At 44.9% G+C, this 17,552-nt stretch carries 19 protein-coding genes and 1 pseudogene; 9 read left to right on the top strand and 11 right to left on the bottom strand.

The features are described 5' to 3' along the window. The coding region (locus QUB56_RS34080) for a hypothetical protein (protein WP_332960772.1) at positions 1 to 2,064 on the bottom strand (2,064 nt) is incomplete at its 3' end. 143 nt (positions 2,065 to 2,207) lie between these two features. On the opposite strand from QUB56_RS34080, the gene QUB56_RS34085 reads away from it, so the two are divergent. The 3 genes from QUB56_RS34085 (at position 2,208) to QUB56_RS34095 (ending at position 6,253) form a co-directional block, all read left to right on the top strand. Then, on the top strand, positions 2,208 to 3,371 hold the full coding sequence (locus QUB56_RS34085; RefSeq protein ID WP_332960773.1) for a glycosyltransferase family 4 protein: 1,164 nt from the start codon (positions 2,208 to 2,210) through the stop codon (positions 3,369 to 3,371). A 483-nt stretch (positions 3,372 to 3,854) separates the two neighbouring features. After that, on the top strand, positions 3,855 to 4,997 hold the full coding sequence (locus QUB56_RS34090) for a glycosyltransferase family 4 protein (RefSeq protein ID WP_332960774.1): 1,143 nt from the start codon (positions 3,855 to 3,857) through the stop codon (positions 4,995 to 4,997). An 83-nt stretch (positions 4,998 to 5,080) separates the two neighbouring features. Next, positions 5,081 to 6,253: an HNH endonuclease signature motif containing protein gene (locus tag QUB56_RS34095; protein ID WP_332960775.1), complete on the top strand. Its 1,173-nt coding sequence runs from the start codon at positions 5,081 to 5,083 to the stop codon at positions 6,251 to 6,253. A gap of 463 nt (positions 6,254 to 6,716) precedes the next feature. On the opposite strand, the gene QUB56_RS34100 is transcribed toward QUB56_RS34095, so the two are convergent. After that, positions 6,717 to 6,941: a hypothetical protein gene (locus QUB56_RS34100; RefSeq protein WP_332960776.1), complete on the bottom strand. Its 225-nt coding sequence runs from the start codon at positions 6,939 to 6,941 to the stop codon at positions 6,717 to 6,719. Between the two features lie 256 nt (positions 6,942 to 7,197). Here QUB56_RS34100 and QUB56_RS34105 point away from each other — a divergent pair, with 256 nt between their 5' ends. Further along, positions 7,198 to 7,320 carry a hypothetical protein gene (locus tag QUB56_RS34105; RefSeq protein WP_332960777.1) on the top strand — a complete coding sequence of 41 codons (123 nt, stop codon included), beginning with the start codon at positions 7,198 to 7,200 and terminating at the stop codon, positions 7,318 to 7,320. Between the two features lie 114 nt (positions 7,321 to 7,434). Here QUB56_RS34105 and QUB56_RS34110 read toward each other — a convergent pair whose 3' ends face one another. Next, on the bottom strand, positions 7,435 to 7,905 hold the full coding sequence (locus tag QUB56_RS34110) for an anti-sigma regulatory factor (protein ID WP_332960778.1): 471 nt from the start codon (positions 7,903 to 7,905) through the stop codon (positions 7,435 to 7,437). 87 nt (positions 7,906 to 7,992) lie between these two features. Then, positions 7,993 to 9,266, bottom strand: a pseudogene (gene iscB / locus QUB56_RS34115) (RNA-guided endonuclease IscB). A 917-nt stretch (positions 9,267 to 10,183) separates the two neighbouring features. Between iscB and QUB56_RS34120 the strand changes: the two are divergent. Then, positions 10,184 to 11,320 (top strand): SpoIIE family protein phosphatase, encoded by a 1,137-nt coding sequence (locus QUB56_RS34120; protein WP_332960779.1) that lies wholly within the window; start codon positions 10,184 to 10,186, stop codon positions 11,318 to 11,320. Between the two features lie 56 nt (positions 11,321 to 11,376). Here the strand turns inward: QUB56_RS34120 and QUB56_RS34125 are convergent, their stop codons facing one another. From QUB56_RS34125 to QUB56_RS34140, 4 genes are all read right to left on the bottom strand, one after another. After that, complete coding sequence (locus QUB56_RS34125; RefSeq protein ID WP_332960788.1) at positions 11,377 to 11,703, bottom strand: STAS domain-containing protein; 327 nt, start codon at positions 11,701 to 11,703, stop codon at positions 11,377 to 11,379. A gap of 240 nt (positions 11,704 to 11,943) precedes the next feature. Further along, positions 11,944 to 12,597 carry a helix-turn-helix domain-containing protein gene (locus QUB56_RS34130; RefSeq protein ID WP_332960780.1) on the bottom strand — a complete coding sequence of 218 codons (654 nt, stop codon included), beginning with the start codon at positions 12,595 to 12,597 and terminating at the stop codon, positions 11,944 to 11,946. A gap of 129 nt (positions 12,598 to 12,726) precedes the next feature. Further along, positions 12,727 to 13,278, bottom strand: a complete 552-nt coding sequence (gene dps / locus QUB56_RS34135) for a DNA starvation/stationary phase protection protein Dps (RefSeq protein ID WP_332960781.1) — start codon at positions 13,276 to 13,278, stop codon at positions 12,727 to 12,729. Between the two features lie 97 nt (positions 13,279 to 13,375). Beyond that, positions 13,376 to 13,636 carry a ParB N-terminal domain-containing protein gene (locus QUB56_RS34140; protein ID WP_190733544.1) on the bottom strand — a complete coding sequence of 87 codons (261 nt, stop codon included), beginning with the start codon at positions 13,634 to 13,636 and terminating at the stop codon, positions 13,376 to 13,378. Positions 13,637 to 13,699: 63 nt separating this feature from the next. Between QUB56_RS34140 and QUB56_RS34145 the strand changes: the two genes are divergently transcribed. The 4 genes from QUB56_RS34145 (at position 13,700) to QUB56_RS34160 (ending at position 16,065) form a co-directional block, all read left to right on the top strand. Then, positions 13,700 to 13,831 carry a hypothetical protein gene (locus tag QUB56_RS34145; protein ID WP_332960782.1) on the top strand — a complete coding sequence of 44 codons (132 nt, stop codon included), beginning with the start codon at positions 13,700 to 13,702 and terminating at the stop codon, positions 13,829 to 13,831. Between the two features lie 133 nt (positions 13,832 to 13,964). After that, complete coding sequence (locus QUB56_RS34150; RefSeq protein WP_332960783.1) at positions 13,965 to 14,435, top strand: type I restriction enzyme HsdR N-terminal domain-containing protein; 471 nt, start codon at positions 13,965 to 13,967, stop codon at positions 14,433 to 14,435. Further along, the gene (locus tag QUB56_RS34155) at positions 14,432 to 15,103 is read left to right on the top strand and encodes a hypothetical protein (protein ID WP_332960784.1); all 672 of its coding nucleotides are present in this window, start codon (positions 14,432 to 14,434) and stop codon (positions 15,101 to 15,103) included. The genes QUB56_RS34150 and QUB56_RS34155 overlap by 4 nt, the downstream gene beginning before the upstream one ends. A gap of 179 nt (positions 15,104 to 15,282) precedes the next feature. Next, complete coding sequence (locus tag QUB56_RS34160; protein WP_332960785.1) at positions 15,283 to 16,065, top strand: hypothetical protein; 783 nt, start codon at positions 15,283 to 15,285, stop codon at positions 16,063 to 16,065. Between the two features lie 90 nt (positions 16,066 to 16,155). Here the strand turns inward: QUB56_RS34160 and QUB56_RS34165 are convergent, their stop codons facing one another. The 3 genes from QUB56_RS34165 to QUB56_RS34170 form a co-directional block, all read right to left on the bottom strand. Next, a complete protein-coding gene (locus tag QUB56_RS34165; RefSeq protein ID WP_332960786.1) occupies positions 16,156 to 17,010 on the bottom strand; it encodes a restriction endonuclease in 855 nt (284 codons plus the stop codon). A 213-nt stretch (positions 17,011 to 17,223) separates the two neighbouring features. Further along, complete coding sequence (locus QUB56_RS37555) at positions 17,224 to 17,340, bottom strand: hypothetical protein (protein WP_445243436.1); 117 nt, start codon at positions 17,338 to 17,340, stop codon at positions 17,224 to 17,226. Further along, the coding region (locus QUB56_RS34170; RefSeq protein ID WP_332960787.1) for a DUF1345 domain-containing protein at positions 17,315 to 17,552 on the bottom strand (238 nt) is incomplete at its 5' end. The genes QUB56_RS34170 and QUB56_RS37555, both read right to left, overlap by 26 nt.

Genomic DNA, 17,552 nt, shown 5'->3' on the forward strand with positions numbered 1-17,552 from the left:
TGCGTAGGGAATATCAATCCAGCCAGTCTCCTTACCAACCTCAGAGCCGGGGCTTAATTTGGCTACAAATGCTCCCGCCCCGGCATCATACACATATACCTCAGCCTTTCTAGAATCAACAGCAAATACTCTATCTCCTGCCACATCCATTGCCTTAATAATCAGCATGGGGTTGGCTTTTGGATCGTAGGGAAGAGTTATGCGCCAGCGTAGTTTTTTATCCTTTGTCCAGTTGTCGTAGCGCACAATCTCCGTGCCGACTATTCCCCATTCCTCACCTGTGTGTGGGCGATCGACTGTATACCCTCCGAGATACATGACATCTGTATCAGGAAAATATTTGACTCTTAAGAGCTTGTTAAACGGTGCTGGCATGGGTATAACTTCGGAAGCGGCACTCGTATAAATTGGACTACCATGAGTATCCAATCCTTGATAGCGATAATGTTTGATGTAGCCAGCTTCACTAGCTTGCCAAACATCCCCTTTGCTATCAACTTCCCAACCCCCAATCGAATCATCTTCTGCACCTAGACTTTCATATTCATCGCTTTGAATATAGCCATCCCCGTTCTTGTCGTGCCATAGCCAGCTTCCTACTGCTGGCTGATTAGCGGGCCACTTAGAATGCTGGCGAGAGAAGATTGCGCTGGGAAGCGCGATCTCTCCATCAAAACGGTAAATGGCGAGGCGCGAGGCAAACATTCCGCCCAGATAAAGAAAACGCTTTCCCTCAATGCGACGCACGAAAACCGAGGTAGCCCCATGTACCGTTTCTTGTAGCCGCAGATCGTCGGGATAGCGAAATTTATCTACGGTATATCCCTTATAACTCCATTCCTGACCATTGCTTTTGCTATAGTCCATGACAAAGTGTTCCTGCTTGGTAAACACGTCCACTCCATCAGTCCCTGGATCGGCATCGGCATTATCTACAAATTGCAAGCCCAGCAATCTCCACTGCATTGATCCGCTGGCATTAAACTTCCTCAAGTCCGTTCCTGACCGATTAAAACCATCAAGACTGACATAAATATTTCCGCTGGCGTCCGTGCCCACCCCCGTCAAACCTCCGAGTTTGAGGTCTCCAACTTCTCCTGGTGTTCCTGAGTAGATCCCCCTCTGAGTTCCGAAAGTCCCAACCAAGGTGGGTATGCTTGTGATGTTGTAGATCAGCACTTGTTGACGGGGGCCATTTTCCGCAACTAACAGTCTGCCTTGATTATCCATAGCTAGGGCTGTAGGGTCTACAACATCCGTAATTTTCTTGGATAATAAAGTTCCTGTCTTGGAATAGTTCAGAATCTTGGGAGGATTAGTAGCGTCTTTCGCTTGTAGAATCCATAGGTTAGTTTGAGTATCTACAGCTATTTGTTTGGGGCGATCGACTGACCAACTGCGTAATTCTGCCATAGTTTCGGCATTGTAGACGCGAATGCGGTTGGCAGCACTATCACTGACATAAAGCTCGCTGCCAGCGTTAGCTAATCCAGTTACTTGACCGGAGGTGCTAACAATTAACATACTTTTATCATAACCACGCCCACCTGCAAAGGGAGCAGGCTCCCCAGATAAGTTGTAGCGTCTGACACAATACCAGTTTGTTTTAGAAGGGGGATAATCCTGAATTACTATCCTGTCTATTGCCCCCTGTGTCATGGCGATATAAAGGTACTTACCATTGGCCGTGACTGCTTCCCCTCCAGTTCTTCCCCATCCATGAAGATTGCTAGCTTTGCCGATCGCATCTCCATCTTTATAAATTCCTGCCTCTCTACCCGCTTCATCCCACACGCTATTGGTATAAACCGTTCCGTCGTTCCCCACGTACATGGCAGCGATTTGAATTTGTACCCACTTACTGCCACCGCCAAAGGTGTTACCGATCCAAGATGTTTTGTAAGAGATATTGGGTAAAGGGTTTGAAGTTACAGACAGTGCAGCTACAGACAGTGCAGTTAAAGTAGAGATTATGACTCCTGCGATCGCAGGCTCTCGGAAACTCATCCTGCAATGTTGGCGATCGTTCTCAATCGGCTTAAAATTATTGAGGAAATGATTCATTAGTTGGATGAATAATCGCCGTTTTTGCGATAATTTGTTTACTAGCAATAGGAATCGATTCTTCATGATTCACTAAAAAATATACAGCTATAATCAGGATGTCTCAGTTATAGTAAATTTAATGTATATTTGCAAACAACCAAGTGGACAACTACACAAGTAACCCTGCTGCTACATCAGCAAATATTCTTTGCGTCGGGATCGGATGGTTTCCGAAAACACCGGGAGGCTTGGATCGATATGTATATGAGCTTACGCATCAATTAGCAGCCAGTGAAGATCGAGTTGAATTGTGTGGAGTAGGTCTACCAGAAACTCAGTCAAACTCTGGCGTAAAACTCACTAATTTAGCTGACCCCGAACATCGAATCTGGGAACGGCTTTGGTTGATTCGCTCCAACTTTGGGCAGCGAAAATATGCAAAACCTGATGCAATTAATCTACATTTTGCACTATATAGTTTTCCTCTTTTGCAAGTTTTACCTAGGGGGGTTCCTGTTACCTTTTCCTTTCACGGGCCTTGGGCATTAGAATCTAAGCAGGAGGGTTCTGGTAAACTGAGTGTTTTTTTGAAGCATTGGATGGAACAAAGGGTCTATCGTCGTTGCGATCGATTTATTGTTCTGAGTAAAGCATTTGGTGAGATTTTACATCAAGAATATCAAGTTCCTTGGAGCAAAATTCACGTAATTCCGGGCGGTGTCGATCTTTCGCGATTTCAAATTAACCGATCGCGCCCTGAAGCCCGCACGCAGATCGACTGGCCTGAAAATCGCCGGATTCTCTTTACAGCGCGTCGCTTAGTGCATCGAGTTGGACTCGATAAGCTGTTAATCGCTATAGCGATGATTAAACCTCAAATTCCTGATATCTGGTTGGCGATCGCTGGAAAAGGGCCGCTACAAGCGGTTCTTGAGCAGCAAGCAACCGATTTGGGACTCAATGACAACGTTAAATTTCTCGGCTTTTTGCCAGATGACCAACTACCTATAGCTTACCAAGCCGCCGACCTAAGTGTGATGCCGAGCCAATCTTTAGAAGGGTTTGGATTATCCGTGCTAGAATCCCTCGCCTGCGGCACTCCAGCGCTATGTACTCCTGTTGGTGGAATGCCAGAAATTTTAGAGCCGTTTTCACCAAATTTGATTACTGCTTCTTGTGAGGCAACAGCTATTGCTGAGCGATTGGAAAAACTGCTAACTGGAAAAGTACCGCTGCCTTCTAGAGAAGCGTGTCAGGAATACGCTGCTATAAATTTCGATTGGCAAACAATCGCACAAAAAGTTAGAAAAGTGTTGTTAGCCTGAGGATAAAAACAATTAGAATAGGACTTATCCCTATGCTTGTCATTACAGAGAAAATTAGGGATTTTGCGAGGATACAGCCTACGCAAGAGCGAGGTTTCACCTCAGTTTGACAAGCATAGGGATTAAGCTGCGGAGCATCTCGCATTGAATGCATAGACGGGCTAGGAGTGCCCGTTCCACAAGAATTGTAGAAAAATTGACTGTCAAATTAGATGCACAGCAGCTTAGGCACAGACTCTACTCTAGGATTTACGCAACTGGCACAGGACCATCGACTTATAGGGTGCGCCACATTTTCATTATGAACGGATTATGGAGGGCTTGGTGAGAGTAGAGTTCCTTACTAATTGTGGCACTTAGTCCCAGGACTGTACTTGTAGAGTTCTTTGCAGACCTCCCCTAACCACTACAGATAGTTTCACAATTGAAAAATTGCGTAATTCCTGTAGAATATATGGAAAAGTTTTTAGGTAAAAAAAACGGATGAAAATACTATTTCTCGACCAGAGCGGTAAGCCTGGTGGCGCCGAGCTTTGCCTAATAGATATTGCCAAACCCTATCGAGATAGCTGTCTAGTTTGCTTATTTGTAGATGGTTCTTTTAGGCAATTACTAGAGCAACAGGAAATTCCCGTTGAGGTGTTAGCGACTGAAGCGATCAAAGTTCGTAAAGAAAGCAGCTTAACCCAAAGTTTAAGTAGTGTAACCGCCCTACTGCCTTTGATTGCTAAAGTTGTTCAAAAAGCTCGTCAATACGATTTGATCTACGCCAACACGCAAAAAGCTCTAGTTGTTGGTGCATTAGCTAGCTTTTTGAGCCGTCGCCCTCTAGTGTATCATTTGCATGATATTTTATCTACAGACCATTTCAGCCCAACCAACTTAAAAGTAGCTGTAACTTTGGCTAATCGTTTTGCATCATTGGTTATTGCTAACTCCCAAGCAAGTCAGGCTGCTTTTCTAGAAGCAGGAGGACGCTCGGACATAATCGATGTCGTCTACAATGGCTTTGAGCCTGAAGTCTATCAGAGCGATCGCTCTAAAATTAGCCAACTCAAGAAACAACTAGAACTTGAGGGGCAATTTATAGTAGGTCATTTCAGTCGATTGTCACCTTGGAAAGGTCAACATATTTTAATTGAAGCACTTACCTACTGTCCCAAAGAGGTAACAGCTATTTTAGTGGGTGATGCGCTCTTTGGCGAGCAGGATTATGTCCAGCGATTACACACACAAGTGGCAGAATTAGGACTTGAAGATCGAGTTAAGTTTTTAGGATTTCGTTCAGATATTCCGCAGTTAATGGCAATTTGTGATTTAGTTGCACATACCTCAACCGCACCCGAACCTTTTGGCCGAGTTATTGTCGAGGCTATGCTGTGTGGTAGACCTATAGTTGCTGCTCAATCGGGAGGTGCTATTGAATTAATAGAACCGGGCATCAATGGCTTTTTGGTTCCTCCCGGCAAGCCAGACCAACTCGCAGAAGTTATTAATACCTGTCATACCCAACCTGAGTATACGATCGCGATCGCCCAATCGGCCTACGAGATGGCTAGTCGGCGTTTTCACCAGACGAATATCGATCGGCAGATTGCGGATTTGCTGAGCAGAACTTTTAGCTGACTTGTCCTAATGTCTTATGCAAATACTAATTGAACTAAATTGATTGTAAGCTAGTAGAAGTAAAACCGTATCGAGGTTCAAAAATGGGGCAGAAGACATTTAATGCTCTTATGGAGCGTGGATGTGATTCAGAAACAGCTAATCGCCTTGAAAAAGCTGGATATACACTCAGTTCCCTTACAACCTTAGATGAAAAGACACTAAGTTCTCTAAATATTTCCGAGGAATTAGTTGACATAATTAGAAAGGAAAAACGCCCACCAATTCCTTCAAAAACGATGAATAAACTTCTCTTTGAAAGTCGCTATACTTGTTGTGTATGTCGTGACAGAAGCAGAGGAATTATTGTTCACCATATTGAAAAATATAGTGAGTCCCACAGTCACGATGAAGATAATTTAGTAGTTCTTTGTCTTAACTGTCATGGTGACGCACATACAACGAAGGAACTTCAACTCAACTTAACTCCAGATCGACTACGCGAACTTAAGAAACAATGGTTAGAGCAGGTTAAGCAATTGGATAATTGTGAAGCTCTCAGTGCCAATCCAGAATATTCATATCAATCTATAAATCAGATTGCAGATTCAGTAGCGATCGTTACAGCACCAGTGATGAGCCTACAGTTTGCTGACCATGAGAATCGTCAAGAGCTTGGTAACTCAATGAAGCTGTCGTCGATCGCGTATGTGAAGCCACTCACACCACTACCTGACACTCAAGTAATGCAATGGCGAGATATCGGCAAAAGTGGCTTCAGCATTGGAACACCAGAGCCATTAATCAGGCCTGACTACTGGCGAGAAAAGGAAGAATATATACGACTCACAAGCCTTCTTAGACCAGTTGCATTTGTAATTCACAACCAGAGTAGCACCTTAGTTCAGGGAGTACGAGTTGAAATAATAGGGAGTTCTTGTGGTGGTATCACTGTTAGGGATCAACTACCCGATAAGCCAGCCTACCGTTTAATTGACGTAATTCCACCTAACATAGATGCTCGCCGCAGTTTGCAACGACAGACTGAAGTGGTGTATCACAGTAGCCAATGGACACTCACCGTTCACTTTGGGAATGTTCAGCCTAAGTCGTCTGTCTGGGCAGATGAACCATTCTACATTGGCTCTAGTGCAGAGAAATCTCTTGAGCTAGAGGCCGTTATTTATGCTGACAACCTGCCTGACCCTCGAAAAGTGAAACTCACTATCGAGTTCGAGATTGAAAACAGGCGTCGTCTCACAATTGATGACTTGTAGTAAGCTGATACGCAGTTATTCTGAAAGTAGCTGCCCAATTAGATGTGAGTAAAGCCTTTGTCCAGAAACTCTTGAAACAAAAACCAATGACTGGTGATGTTCAACCCAAAAAAACAGTGTGGAAGCCTTAAAAGTGTATTACATTCGCGCACAACTCAATTGACCGAGATGGTGGAAAAATATCCTGATAGTACATGAGTCAGAATATTGTCAATATGGGATATCTTAACCACAAGCACTCTCTCAGCTAAGCGTATGAGGTGTCGCTCCAGGTAAAAAAACTTGCATCGGACGCGAAAAAAAAGACAATAGGTCGCAGTCAGTTTGCCACCGAACGAGTGCAAATTTTGAGGTGTTCCTTATGGGGAGCAGGTGAAAAAAATCTACCCGGACAACCTCGTTTTTTTGGATGAAATGGGCTTTTTATTGGGGTAGACAAGGACTCCTGCACCTTCGCATTCTGCTAAAATATTATACGATTTAAAACCATTTTATCTGGTGCAAAAGTAACGGTTATCGGATCAATTAGCTTAAAGAAAGTAGGAGGATTAATGGCGCTAAATGGAGCGATGGATAGCAAGGCATTTTCCGTTTTTGTGGAACACTTTTTAGTACCAAACTTATGGGATGGTGCAGTCGAAGTCAATTGATAATCTACCAGCTCATAAGTTGGCGGTGATTGAACCATTGATTCAACCCGCTGGTTAAGCGTGTCCTGAATTTATCACCTCCCGAATCCTGACTTTAATCCGATAGAATTATGGTGGTCACAACTGAAAGCTTTTTTACGTCTGTTCTCGCCAACCACTACCACTCCGGGTTGACGTTGTACTTGCCAGTGCGCTTGATTTGATCAATACTAAGCACTTCAAAAACTGGTTTACAAGCTGCTGCTATTGTACTTTATAAACCTAGAATATACTGTAAGATGTTTGTGCGGGAAAATGGAAGTGTTGTGGTATCAGGTTAACCCTACACATTTGATTCAACAAAAAGGAATCTCTACCACACTTTGGCAACAAGTTAATGGGGGAAATACCGATGCTATGGAAATTGCCAGTATCTAGGGAAGCAGTCACATCTAAATATAAAAAACTGCTACGCCGCTTAACAGTCACGCAGGCTTCTTAGGGAAGGGTTGAAGAGCTACCCTCAACCCTTAGCCGCTAAAAATATTAGTGTTATTTTCGATCGTTGAGACAGGGCGAATAATTTTTGACGATCGACAAACAGTTCCGTCCATCAGACGTTCTCTGGTAACTAATACTGTCTCCGATGTCTCTGATCAATTTTAGACCCCGCCCCCCTGGAGAGTCAATATCGTCTTGTTCCGACATATCTTTGATTTTTTGCTCTAAATCAAAGGGTTCGCCCCAATCCCAAATTCTCATCTCTAAAGATTCAGCGAACACCGCGACCTCAATTTCCACCGGCCAATCCGGCGGTTTGCCCTTGTGGGCGTGACGAACCGCATTCGTAAAGCTCTCAGCCAAAACCAACTGACACCGTATCCACACACTTGTAGGAATTCGCGAGTCATACAATTGTGAAAACCACGACAAAACCCAGCTTAATCCACTCAGACCTGTATTGACTTGAAGCTCCGCTTTTTTGAGCATTGGCAACTTTTCGGAATTTTTTAATTCAATCACCAGAACCTCCGGGAAGTCGGGATCCCCTCTATCTTTAGATGAGAGAGGAATTCCGGCGCGAGCGGTTTTAACTGCCGTCCATATCTCCTAAAACGCATAGGAGTAACCATCCTTTTGATGAATTGGCCTATAAAATCTGTGGCTAATGCCGGATACCCTGCCGAGTCGCGTGGCAAGATCAAAACTGCCTGTTTTACGACACTGTACACGGCAACGTCTTCACCTAGTTTCTTGCCCTTCGTAACAACAGAACTTGCGAAATCGTCGGTTCTGAAACCAAAGTGAATCTGGTTGCGTTCGCGGTGACTACTAGGGAATCCGTATCGGTCAGTAGCGCACATTTGACGGGTTTCCCATCCAGTAGCCTTAATCCGTAATGGTTGCTGGGTTACTAGCTTAATAGTTTCTATTTCTCCCACACAAGCGGCATCAATCCATTGTTGTTTGGGTAGCTTAACCCTTGTCCGGTTATATTTAGTTTGTTCTCCTGTCCCTGTAGTTATGGGTAGGATATTTTTCCAAGTCCGAAACAGCGCCCAACCAGTTGAATTAACTGCGCCAGCGTCTTTTAGCGGTTGTTTAGCTTGCTGAAGAATCTTCTCTAATCTTGCAGGGTCTTTTATGAGAAACTCTTTAACAGGCTTAGTCCCTTTCTTGATGTTACATCTTTCACAATTAAGAGTTAAGTTGCTGACTCGATTGCTAGCACCCTTAGAGCTGGGGTAAATAGGTTCAACTTGGAGTGGCAAGCCTTCAGAGTCGCAGCAAGAACATTTACGCCCCCACTTTTCCACCAAATACTCCCTGACTTCGTAACCCGCGAGTTCACCTTGTTGGTTCTCTAAACCGTTAACCTCTTGGTTTTGGAGTTTTTGAGTATCGAACTTGACCCCTTCCATAGCTATCTGAGTAATAGGTGCATAACGGCAAAGCCGTTTTACCCAAGTCTCAATCGTGAGGACACGATGTATTAAGGATGGAGGTAGCCATCCAGTAGGACGCTTACGGTTCTCAAAACGGGATTCACGATACCGAGTCTGACGATTAGGACGACTACGGCGCAATAATCGTCTAGATTCAAGAGGATTTTTGATTTGCGATGCTCTATGTTCCCACTCGGCTGCCCAGATGACGTTTTCTCCATCCAAAATTGCAATGCCCGTAAATTTGCTGCCGGGGTCAAGCTTGATGATTAATGATTTAGGAGATGGGTTGCCCACCACGTGTTTCAAAATGATGGTAAACGGGTACATTCTGAACACAGCAGCTTTTTGTTTGGTCAGCAATTCCCTTGCTCGTGCTGGCGGTATTGGATTAAGAGCCTGTTTATTTTGATCGATCACCAATACATAGTTTTGCATTGCTGCTTACTCCTTGCGGGTAAAGTTTGCTTCGACTTTGTTTAGGGTAGGTAACTATCCAAACGACACTGGTTTAACGCATAAGCCTGTTTAATCGTTCGGTTCCAGTGTTCAAGACTAGCAAGCCTCCTGAAGTGGGTCTTTAACTCTTGCCCTAAACGGATAGTCTGCTCAGCTAGGGCAAAGACGTTAGTCGCCTGAAGCCCCCTGTCTAGTGACCGGGTTGCTGACGCCCTTGCCACTGAAGTTTTCGATCGGTCTGGGACAAAATAAAACCAGGCAAAATTGAATGAAAATTTGAGGATACTAGCTTTTGCTACTAGTTTTTCAATGTCAAATCCACTAATTGGTTTTTTACGATACCATAAATAGCACTTCCCTGTCAACCAGCGCCTGTAGAAAATAAAAGTATATAAAAATTTATATTCTGAGTATAAACTGAGTGAAGTTCGATCGCGCCCAAATTTCCATCAAATTTCAAGGTAAATTGAACTCAACGACCCCCTGTCAAAAGCAATTACCTCGAAAGCGATGTCAATAGACTATACTCAATCTCAGACCAGCGCGCTGACAGGAGATATTTTTAACTATCAGCCGATTCGTCCAAGACGTGTATTTAGACGGGAGTTAAAGGAGGCGCTGGCGCCTTACTTACCCCGAATCCACGCCTCTTGATGATAGGCGTGGCGGTCCTCTTTGTTGGCTCGCGAACCAATTATATTTCGGGAGCATCCTGATTTTCAATGTACTTTCTGGCACGTTGAAACAGTAATGAAGAAAGTGGCGGTGGTTCTACGTCACTCAAAAAAGCCCTGCCCTCGAGGGAAAAAGAAGCCTGCGGTCTAACGGTACGAGTTGACCGTCAGGTTTGTTCACTGACCCCCAGACATTGAAAGACTTGTAGTACCTGAGTGCCCATGTTTCAAATTCTGGTTATTGACGATGATACGGCTGTTCAAGAACTGCTGAGAAGAACCCTGAAAAAACAGGGTTACGAAGTGACAGTAGCAAGTAATGGCGAAGACGGTGTAGCCCAGGCGCAAAAATTGCGTCCGGCCTTGATAATTTGCGATTGGATCATGCCGCGCTTGACCGGCATAGATGTCTGCCGTCGAGTTAAGGCAGATCCGGAGCTGTCAACTACACAATTCTTTTTGTTGACTTCTTTGGGTTCGATCGCCGATCGAGTCAAAGGACTCGACGCCGGTGCCGACGATTTTATCTCGAAGCCGATCGAACTCAACGAGTTACAGGCGAGAGTACGCGCCGGATTGCGGCTGCACCAACTCAGCCGAGATTTAAAAATTGCCAAGCAAAGTCTGGAAGCAGAGTTAGCTGAGGCGGCGGAGTACGTGCAATCGCTGCTGCCAGAGCAGATGACGGAACCTATCAGCATCGAAGCAAAATTCATTCCCTCCCGGCAGTTGGGGGGAGATTGCTTCGACTACAACTGGCTAGATGCCGATTATTTGGCGATTTACTTGCTCGACGTAGCCGGTCACGGTTTGCGGGCGGCCCTGCCTTCTGTGGCCGTGCTGAATTTGCTGCGATCGCGCACGCTGCCCAACATTGACTATTACAAACCCAGCGACGTTTTGCGGTCCCTCAACACCACCTTCCAGATGAGCTACCAAAATGACAAGTATTTCACCATCTGGTATGGCGTTTACAACCGCATTTCTCGCCAGCTCGTTTATGCCAGCGCCGGCCATCCCCCGGCGGTGTTGATTTCCCAATCCCCTGCGAGCACTGCTAAAATCAAGCGATTAAAAACCCCCGGAATGCCGGTCGGGATGTTCCCCGACGCCCCCTATGTCGATAATTGCTGCGATGTCGAGGATTTGAGCACTCTCTACATCTTTAGCGACGGGGTATACGAGATCCACCAACCTGACGGCAATATCTGGGGGCTTGACCCTTTCATCGACCTGTTAGCAGCTTACAACGGTGCAAGTGCCGACCAGTTAGAGCTGGTTTTGAACTACATTCAAAACTTGAACGCTAAAGCAGTTTTTGATGATGATTGGTCTTTACTCAAGGTAAATTTTGGCTAGCTGACTTCTTGCATCGCATCTGCGACCAAATAGCAAGAAGGCAGCAGCCAAAAGATTTAGTTACTTGAGAGAATTTTGCTATTAAAAGCATCGCGGGTCGCAAATATCTCAAAAACTCGATCCATGCTGGTGAGTTCAAATAAGATGCGGATTTGCTCGTTGATAGAACAGACAACTAATTGACTCCCAGCGGCCCGGACTGTTTTGAGCGCCAAGACTAAAGCGCCCAAACCAGAACTATCCATAAATGTCACATCTTGGAAGTCTATCAATACCACATCGGCTCCCGCTTCCACTAGGTCGCTAATCTCTTGGCGGAATTGACTTGCCTTGGTGCCGTCTAAAATGCCAGAGGGCTGAATAATTTTAACTACAGGACTCATATTTTGCGGTGGGAATGTCAGAATTTCTAGCCAGACTAGGTTAGTATAGCTGCGAGATGGACTCCGATCCAAATAAGAGAGGGGGAAAGTGCCAGAGCCGCTCGATGGGGAAAAGAGTTTTGAGTGCAAGAGATGGCGATCGTCGCGCCTGGCAACGCCCAGGAGAGTCGCAGCGCAACGCATGGAGTGAATTTTGAGAGAGGGACAATCTTTGTTCTCCCGAATGCCTTCTGCTATTAATCAAACACGGCTAACTTTGGCGCGGTAGAGGAGTTTGTCGCCTTGTCTGTAGCCTGTGTAGCGGACTTTGACGGGTTCTCCGGGCTCGGCTTTTCCTTCCAGAAGTTGGTGTTGTTGAGGGTTGTAGGGAATCTCTGCTCCGACTGGGGCGATCGACTCCACTCCCCAATGCTCCAATAACTGCTCGACGGGCCGCAGCAAGGGCAGTAGTTTCTGAGCCCGCAAGTTGTGATTTTCCTGAGCTTTGCTGGCAGCAGTCGGCCACTGCAACATCCAAGATTCTAAAATTTCCACGCTAGAGAGCTGGAATTCCTGCATCAAAGATTCTCGCTGCTGTGCGATCGAAGCTTGCAGGCGCTGATATTCTTGTTCTAGGGCTGTCGGTGGTGCCTTTTCTAACTCTATATAATCTGGGGTCAAGGTTGCGAGCAGTTCGGTTAGGGAAATTTGCAAAGCTTGACTGATTTTGAGCAGGATATCGGCTCGGGTTTGCAAAGCTAAGCCGCGACGCAGGCGACTTAGCTGGATCTCGGAAACTCCTGCTTTTTGGCTGAGTTCTCGATCGCCCGAAAGCCCCGCCTGTTGCATGAGGCGTTGCAGTTGAGGAGCATAATCTGGAATATTAGCTGCCACGAAAAATTCATCCAAATTCATAAATGGACATATTCTCGATCCTAAGCTGTCAGGAGCCTTAAGGAAATACATTTTTGGGGCGGGCTGTTGGGCCCGCCCCACAATAGTTTGGCGATTTATGCCGATGCAAGTTCAATTTTTGAAAGTGTGCTATTTGGCGCCTACTTTTTCCGGGGCGGCGGCTGTTGCAGTTATCGCAGAACCTTGCAAATGCGCTTCTAGGAACCACAAACGCTTGTCAATTGCCCGCGAAATTTCGGTGTAGAGATCCGCTGTATCGGCGTCGCCGAGTTCCGCTGCTTTATCGATGGCGACTCGCAGGTGTTGGGCGTAGGGTGCGTAGCGATCGGCTAAAGCCGTCACGTATTCTTTGCCCTCTACAATGTCGAAAGGAAATTCTGGCAGGATCGAATCTGTGGCGGCTGTGCGGGCTGTTCCTACAGCCAAACCGCCCAAAGCTGTGACCCGTTCGGCAACCAAATCGATGTATTCTTCGAGTTCTGTTGCCATTTCGTCAAACAGCAAGTGCAACTGGTAAAAGTCCATGCCTTTAACGTTCCAGTGAGCTTGCTTGACTTGAGTTTTTAAGTCGAGAGTCGTTGCTAGCGTGGCGTTGAGCAGCCCGACTACTTGAGCTCGGGTGGCGGCTGACATATCGATGCGGGTGGGGTAAAGATGTTGTTTGTGGTTGTTGGCTGTCATAGGTTTTTAGCTTGTTAGTAGTGATTGTCGATCGAATATATTACAAAGCTTTGGGCGATCGAATCTTTGCCTGCGTGGTGAATTTCTCTGGAGAGGGTCAGGCTAGGTGCATCTGCAACACGGCACGGGGAGCTCGGCGTACTTTACAGCGGATTGTTTCTAAACCGAGACGCTGGCAAGCCTCGTAGCGGTGGCAGCCGGAAAATCCGTAATACTGACCATCTACTTCTAGCACATCGATGGGTTCGTTTAAGCCTACCTCGCGGATGGATTCCATGAGGGCGGCTACTTTGGTTTGGTCGTTGACTCGCGGCAGGGGGCGGCGAATCTGGTTGAGGGGTATTTCTTCGATCCTCATGGCGTTGGTCTCTTTTGCTTCTTGCTTAATCATACTCGTAACGACTTCGCTTTAGCAAGAAAAATGTCAGGAAATTTTGAGATTGGCAGAACGGGGGCGTGCGATCGCCCGTTTGCTGTAGTGTCGGGGGATGGAGGGCGATCGGCTTTGGGTGGGAAAATCAGCATGAAAATTTCTGTCTCATCAACTGGGTAGCTCAATTGATTATCCGTGTCTTGACATTTGAATGCGGTAATTTGAATCCCCTCAAGTTATAATTTTGTTAGGCTTTGCCTAGGATAATTGTTAATTTACTGCATAACAAATAAATTTGCTGCGATATAATGCCATGATAAAAACATTCCCAGCTCCAGATATTATTGTGACCAGTCAAGATGGCGAATATCTAATGATTGTTGAGGTAAAATTAAAACACATCAGTATCGCTAAAAGTGCTATTGAACAGCTTAAACATACTATGGCAGCTATTGGTTGTTCAGTTGGACTTGTCGTAGCTGGTGAGCGCGTGATTCTCCTCCGCGACTCCTTAGAAAAGTATAATGGTGAGTCAATTTATGTAGTTGGTGAAGCGCAACTTCCAGATTCTTTGCTACCACCGGCAGATGAGCAATGGAAGGGAAACCCTGCGAGTGAGTTTGAATCGCGAGTTCAGCGATGGCTTGAGAAACTGAAGCTGACTGCCAGTATGGACAACTTCCCAAATGACTTAAGAAACCTACTTGGCGAACAAATAATCAGCCTTCTCCGAATTGGCGAAGTGAGGGCTGCTGGCCCTAGATGGAGTAAGAGTGCAAAGTGAAACCCAAAGCAGTTTTAGTGGAAACAAATTGGGTAGTGGATGTTATTGCTCCAGCACACTTGCAAAGTCAACAGGCTATTGAGTTATTCCAACGTGCTCAGGCTGGTGAGTTTAAGTTATATGTGCCTGCAATATGCCTTACAGAAGCACGTGAAACCGTACCTCGACGGTTTTCCCCACGCTCTCGCTCTGATGATTTACGCAAATTTGTGAGATGGGCAACAGATGAAGGTCGAGTGACCGCTGAGGATGCGGATGCAGCACGTCGGGTATTTGCTCAATTTGATGGATTAGTGGCAAATGAACTGACGAAAGTTTCAGAACGATTGAATGACTTAGCGAACCATCCTAGTCTCAACGTCTTTCCGCTTTCAGAGCCAATGCTGGAGCGCCAAATATCTATCGGTGCAATGGATGAGCTCTCCCCTAGACCCTATGACTTAGCTGTTTTGGCGGCTGTGATAGTTAAATCTGAAGAATTACAGGCAGAGGGGCATCCCTGGGTTGGTTTCTGTGAGCTAGACTCCGATCTTCGACCGTGGGACACATCCGGTGCCCGGAAACGTGTTCTTAGCAATCTCTACGATGATGCCCGAATATTGGTGTACCCTAACTTCCTACTAGAAGATGTAAGTGAGCTTCCCGATGGTTGGACTACTTCAATTTAGCAATTATCACTTAACCATCTGCATAATGAAACTTTATGTAGATAGAATAAGGGATAGTGGTGCATAAGTAATGTTTCTTACATTCTTAATCTATACGCAGAAAGGGTTGTATCGAATCACACCATTACTTCTGCAGGACTACCAAATAAGGATACCAGGCGAATTTCTGAGGTTGTACCGTGGAATCTAAGACTTGCTGCTGGATATGCAATAAAATTGCTGATAGTGCAGAACATAGAATTAAAAAGAGCGACTTAGTAAATCTCTATGGCTCTGGCTCCTATAAAGGAGAAAATTCAGTTGTGCTAATTCGAGGGGGACAGGAGAGTAAGGTGCAAGGTCCCAACTCGAAAATTGTTAAATACAAGAAGAATCTATGTTCAAAGTGCAACAATGAATTTTCTCAACCCTTTGATAAATCCTATGAACATTTTATTACCTATATTCGTCAAAATAAAGACTTAATACTAAAACGCCGATTTATTGACTTCCAAGATGTTTATGATGATGAGTTTGAAGTCAGCCAACGCAACTTGTACAAGTATTTTGTGAAAAGTTTAGGTTGTAGGCTTGCCAACGATGGTTATCCAATTCCTAAAGATCTGCCTGCCCTGTTACCAAAAAAACAGTTTAGGACAAGACTACGCATAACATTTGCTGTCTCTGAGGATTTATTGCTTTCCACTGAAATTAAGACAGCAGGTAAAGGTAATTTGAAGACTTTTGCTCCTGGATCAGAGACTCGACCAACTTGGCTAGAGAAGTGGCAAGCTAAAAAGCAGGGCAGAACTGGTCCTCTTGAGTATCAATGGAGTGAAAACTTTGAATGGCTTTATGTTTGGTACTGGTATAACATCATACCACATGGAAACCTTGGTTCAACATGGATTGCAGACTCTCGATATGTGTACCTGGGAAGTTATGAAATTGTGTCCGACGAAGAGAAACAAAAAATTGTATAGCGATCAAAGTTGAGCGGCGACGAGTGAATATCAACCTAGCGAAAAAACTTTGTTCACTGCTCCAACGTGTTCTACCGCTGGCACGATAGTTTAATCTATATGGTAAGCCGCATCTCCAACTTGTCGAACTAATTCAACAGATTCTTTAATTTTCTGAACGAAACTGTCCATTTTGTCGGCAGAAGTATCACTATTTAACGCAAAAAGGTAATCTCGAATAGCAATCTGCAATCGAAGCTGTGATTGTAAAAGTGTTAGAAATGTAGACCAATTTGGAATAGCAAGACAAACATCCTCAAAATATTTTTCGGAACCACATTCAGCTATGATTACAGGTTTTAATCTACAAAGAAGCTCAACAACATACCCTATTTTTTCAACTTCCTCTTCGGTAATCCAGTAACGATACTCCATAGCCAATCTAGTTTCATCTTGGCTAGTCCGAAACGTTTCAGGAGCGGGCGGCAGTATATCTTGAATAAATGGAGGCAATAATCCAAAAGATATTCCTAATTTCCTAGCAGCAGAGCTTTCTAAGATTTTATTTTCGATTTCCTTTCGTTCCCAAGGAGGGGGAACACGAATCTTCGGGTTATTTCGCTGCCAACTATTAAGGTAATCGCGACAGGGTGTAGTCAGATGGCTTGAAACAACAATTAGCAAAACCTGTGGTTGCTCACCAGATGCCCATGTCAACGAAGCTTCAAAAGCACTAGGAGAAACCCCTCCTTGATAGTGCTTCACTTCGACAAAGTACGTTTCATCTATTTCCTCTCCAATACCACCTTGCCGACGAAACTGTACTTGAATATCTCTTCCCTTATCTCCTGGTCCTTTTCGCCATTGGATTTGTTGTGGGTTGGCTGACTTCAGAACTGCAAACACAAGTTCTTCAAACTGTTCATCATCTATTTTTTCCCAACAAAACTTCTCAGCGATCGACATACTTCCAAATAAAACTCCAAATCAGATGGATAGGGGGAGGTTTCTGTATAACTCGTCATTAGAGTAACATTTTTTATTGAATTATGCAAGTTTCGGTGATTAGCCTGACTTTCTTGCGTCCAACTCGGGAATTCTGGCAATAAGCACCGATCGCCCTAAAACAAGATCGATCGCCAATTAATAAAAAATCGCAGCATCTGCTACAGAATCATCTCAACTCAATCCCGCAATAATATTGACACTCATAGCCAGAATAGCGGTGTTAAAAAACAACGACAGCACACAGTGAAAAAGCACGATATACCTAGTCGAACGGGAAGCGATCTGCACATCTGCAACGCCGGCAAGTCATGCCAATTCCAAAGGAGAAATATAAAAAATCTTTGTAGTGAGGTTCGTCGTCGCCCGGAAAATCCCAACCCCGCGCCTGCAAGTAGCTGCCGTGCAGTTTGCTCCGCTTTCCGTAGGAATGAAAATTTAATAACATCAGCAATGTATAATAAATAAATGAGTGAATATGAATAGGTTTATGTTTCGGTAGA

Source organism: Microcoleus sp. AR_TQ3_B6 (assembly GCF_036702785.1).
GTDB lineage: Bacteria > Cyanobacteriota > Cyanobacteriia > Cyanobacteriales > Microcoleaceae > Microcoleus.

Bases quoted from the DNA above. Each gene is read 5' to 3' on its own strand.
- QUB56_RS34090 (WP_332960774.1), top strand. From the start codon at position 3,855: ATGAAAATACTATTTCTCGACCAGAGCGGTAAGCCTGGTGGCGCCGAG.
- QUB56_RS34095 (WP_332960775.1), top strand. From the start codon at position 5,081: ATGGGGCAGAAGACATTTAATGCTCTTATGGAGCGTGGATGTGATTCA.
- QUB56_RS34100 (WP_332960776.1), bottom strand. From the start codon at position 6,941: ATGGTTCAATCACCGCCAACTTATGAGCTGGTAGATTATCAATTGACT.
- QUB56_RS34105 (WP_332960777.1), top strand. From the start codon at position 7,198: ATGGAAGTGTTGTGGTATCAGGTTAACCCTACACATTTGATTCAACAA.
- QUB56_RS34120 (WP_332960779.1), top strand. From the start codon at position 10,184: ATGTTTCAAATTCTGGTTATTGACGATGATACGGCTGTTCAAGAACTG.
- QUB56_RS34125 (WP_332960788.1), bottom strand. From the start codon at position 11,703: ATGAGTCCTGTAGTTAAAATTATTCAGCCCTCTGGCATTTTAGACGGC.
- QUB56_RS34130 (WP_332960780.1), bottom strand. From the start codon at position 12,597: ATGAATTTGGATGAATTTTTCGTGGCAGCTAATATTCCAGATTATGCT.
- dps (WP_332960781.1), bottom strand. From the start codon at position 13,278: ATGACAGCCAACAACCACAAACAACATCTTTACCCCACCCGCATCGAT.
- QUB56_RS34140 (WP_190733544.1), bottom strand. From the start codon at position 13,636: ATGAGGATCGAAGAAATACCCCTCAACCAGATTCGCCGCCCCCTGCCG.
- QUB56_RS34145 (WP_332960782.1), top strand. From the start codon at position 13,700: ATGTCAGGAAATTTTGAGATTGGCAGAACGGGGGCGTGCGATCGCCCG.
- QUB56_RS34150 (WP_332960783.1), top strand. From the start codon at position 13,965: ATGATAAAAACATTCCCAGCTCCAGATATTATTGTGACCAGTCAAGAT.
- QUB56_RS34165 (WP_332960786.1), bottom strand. From the start codon at position 17,010: ATGTCGATCGCTGAGAAGTTTTGTTGGGAAAAAATAGATGATGAACAG.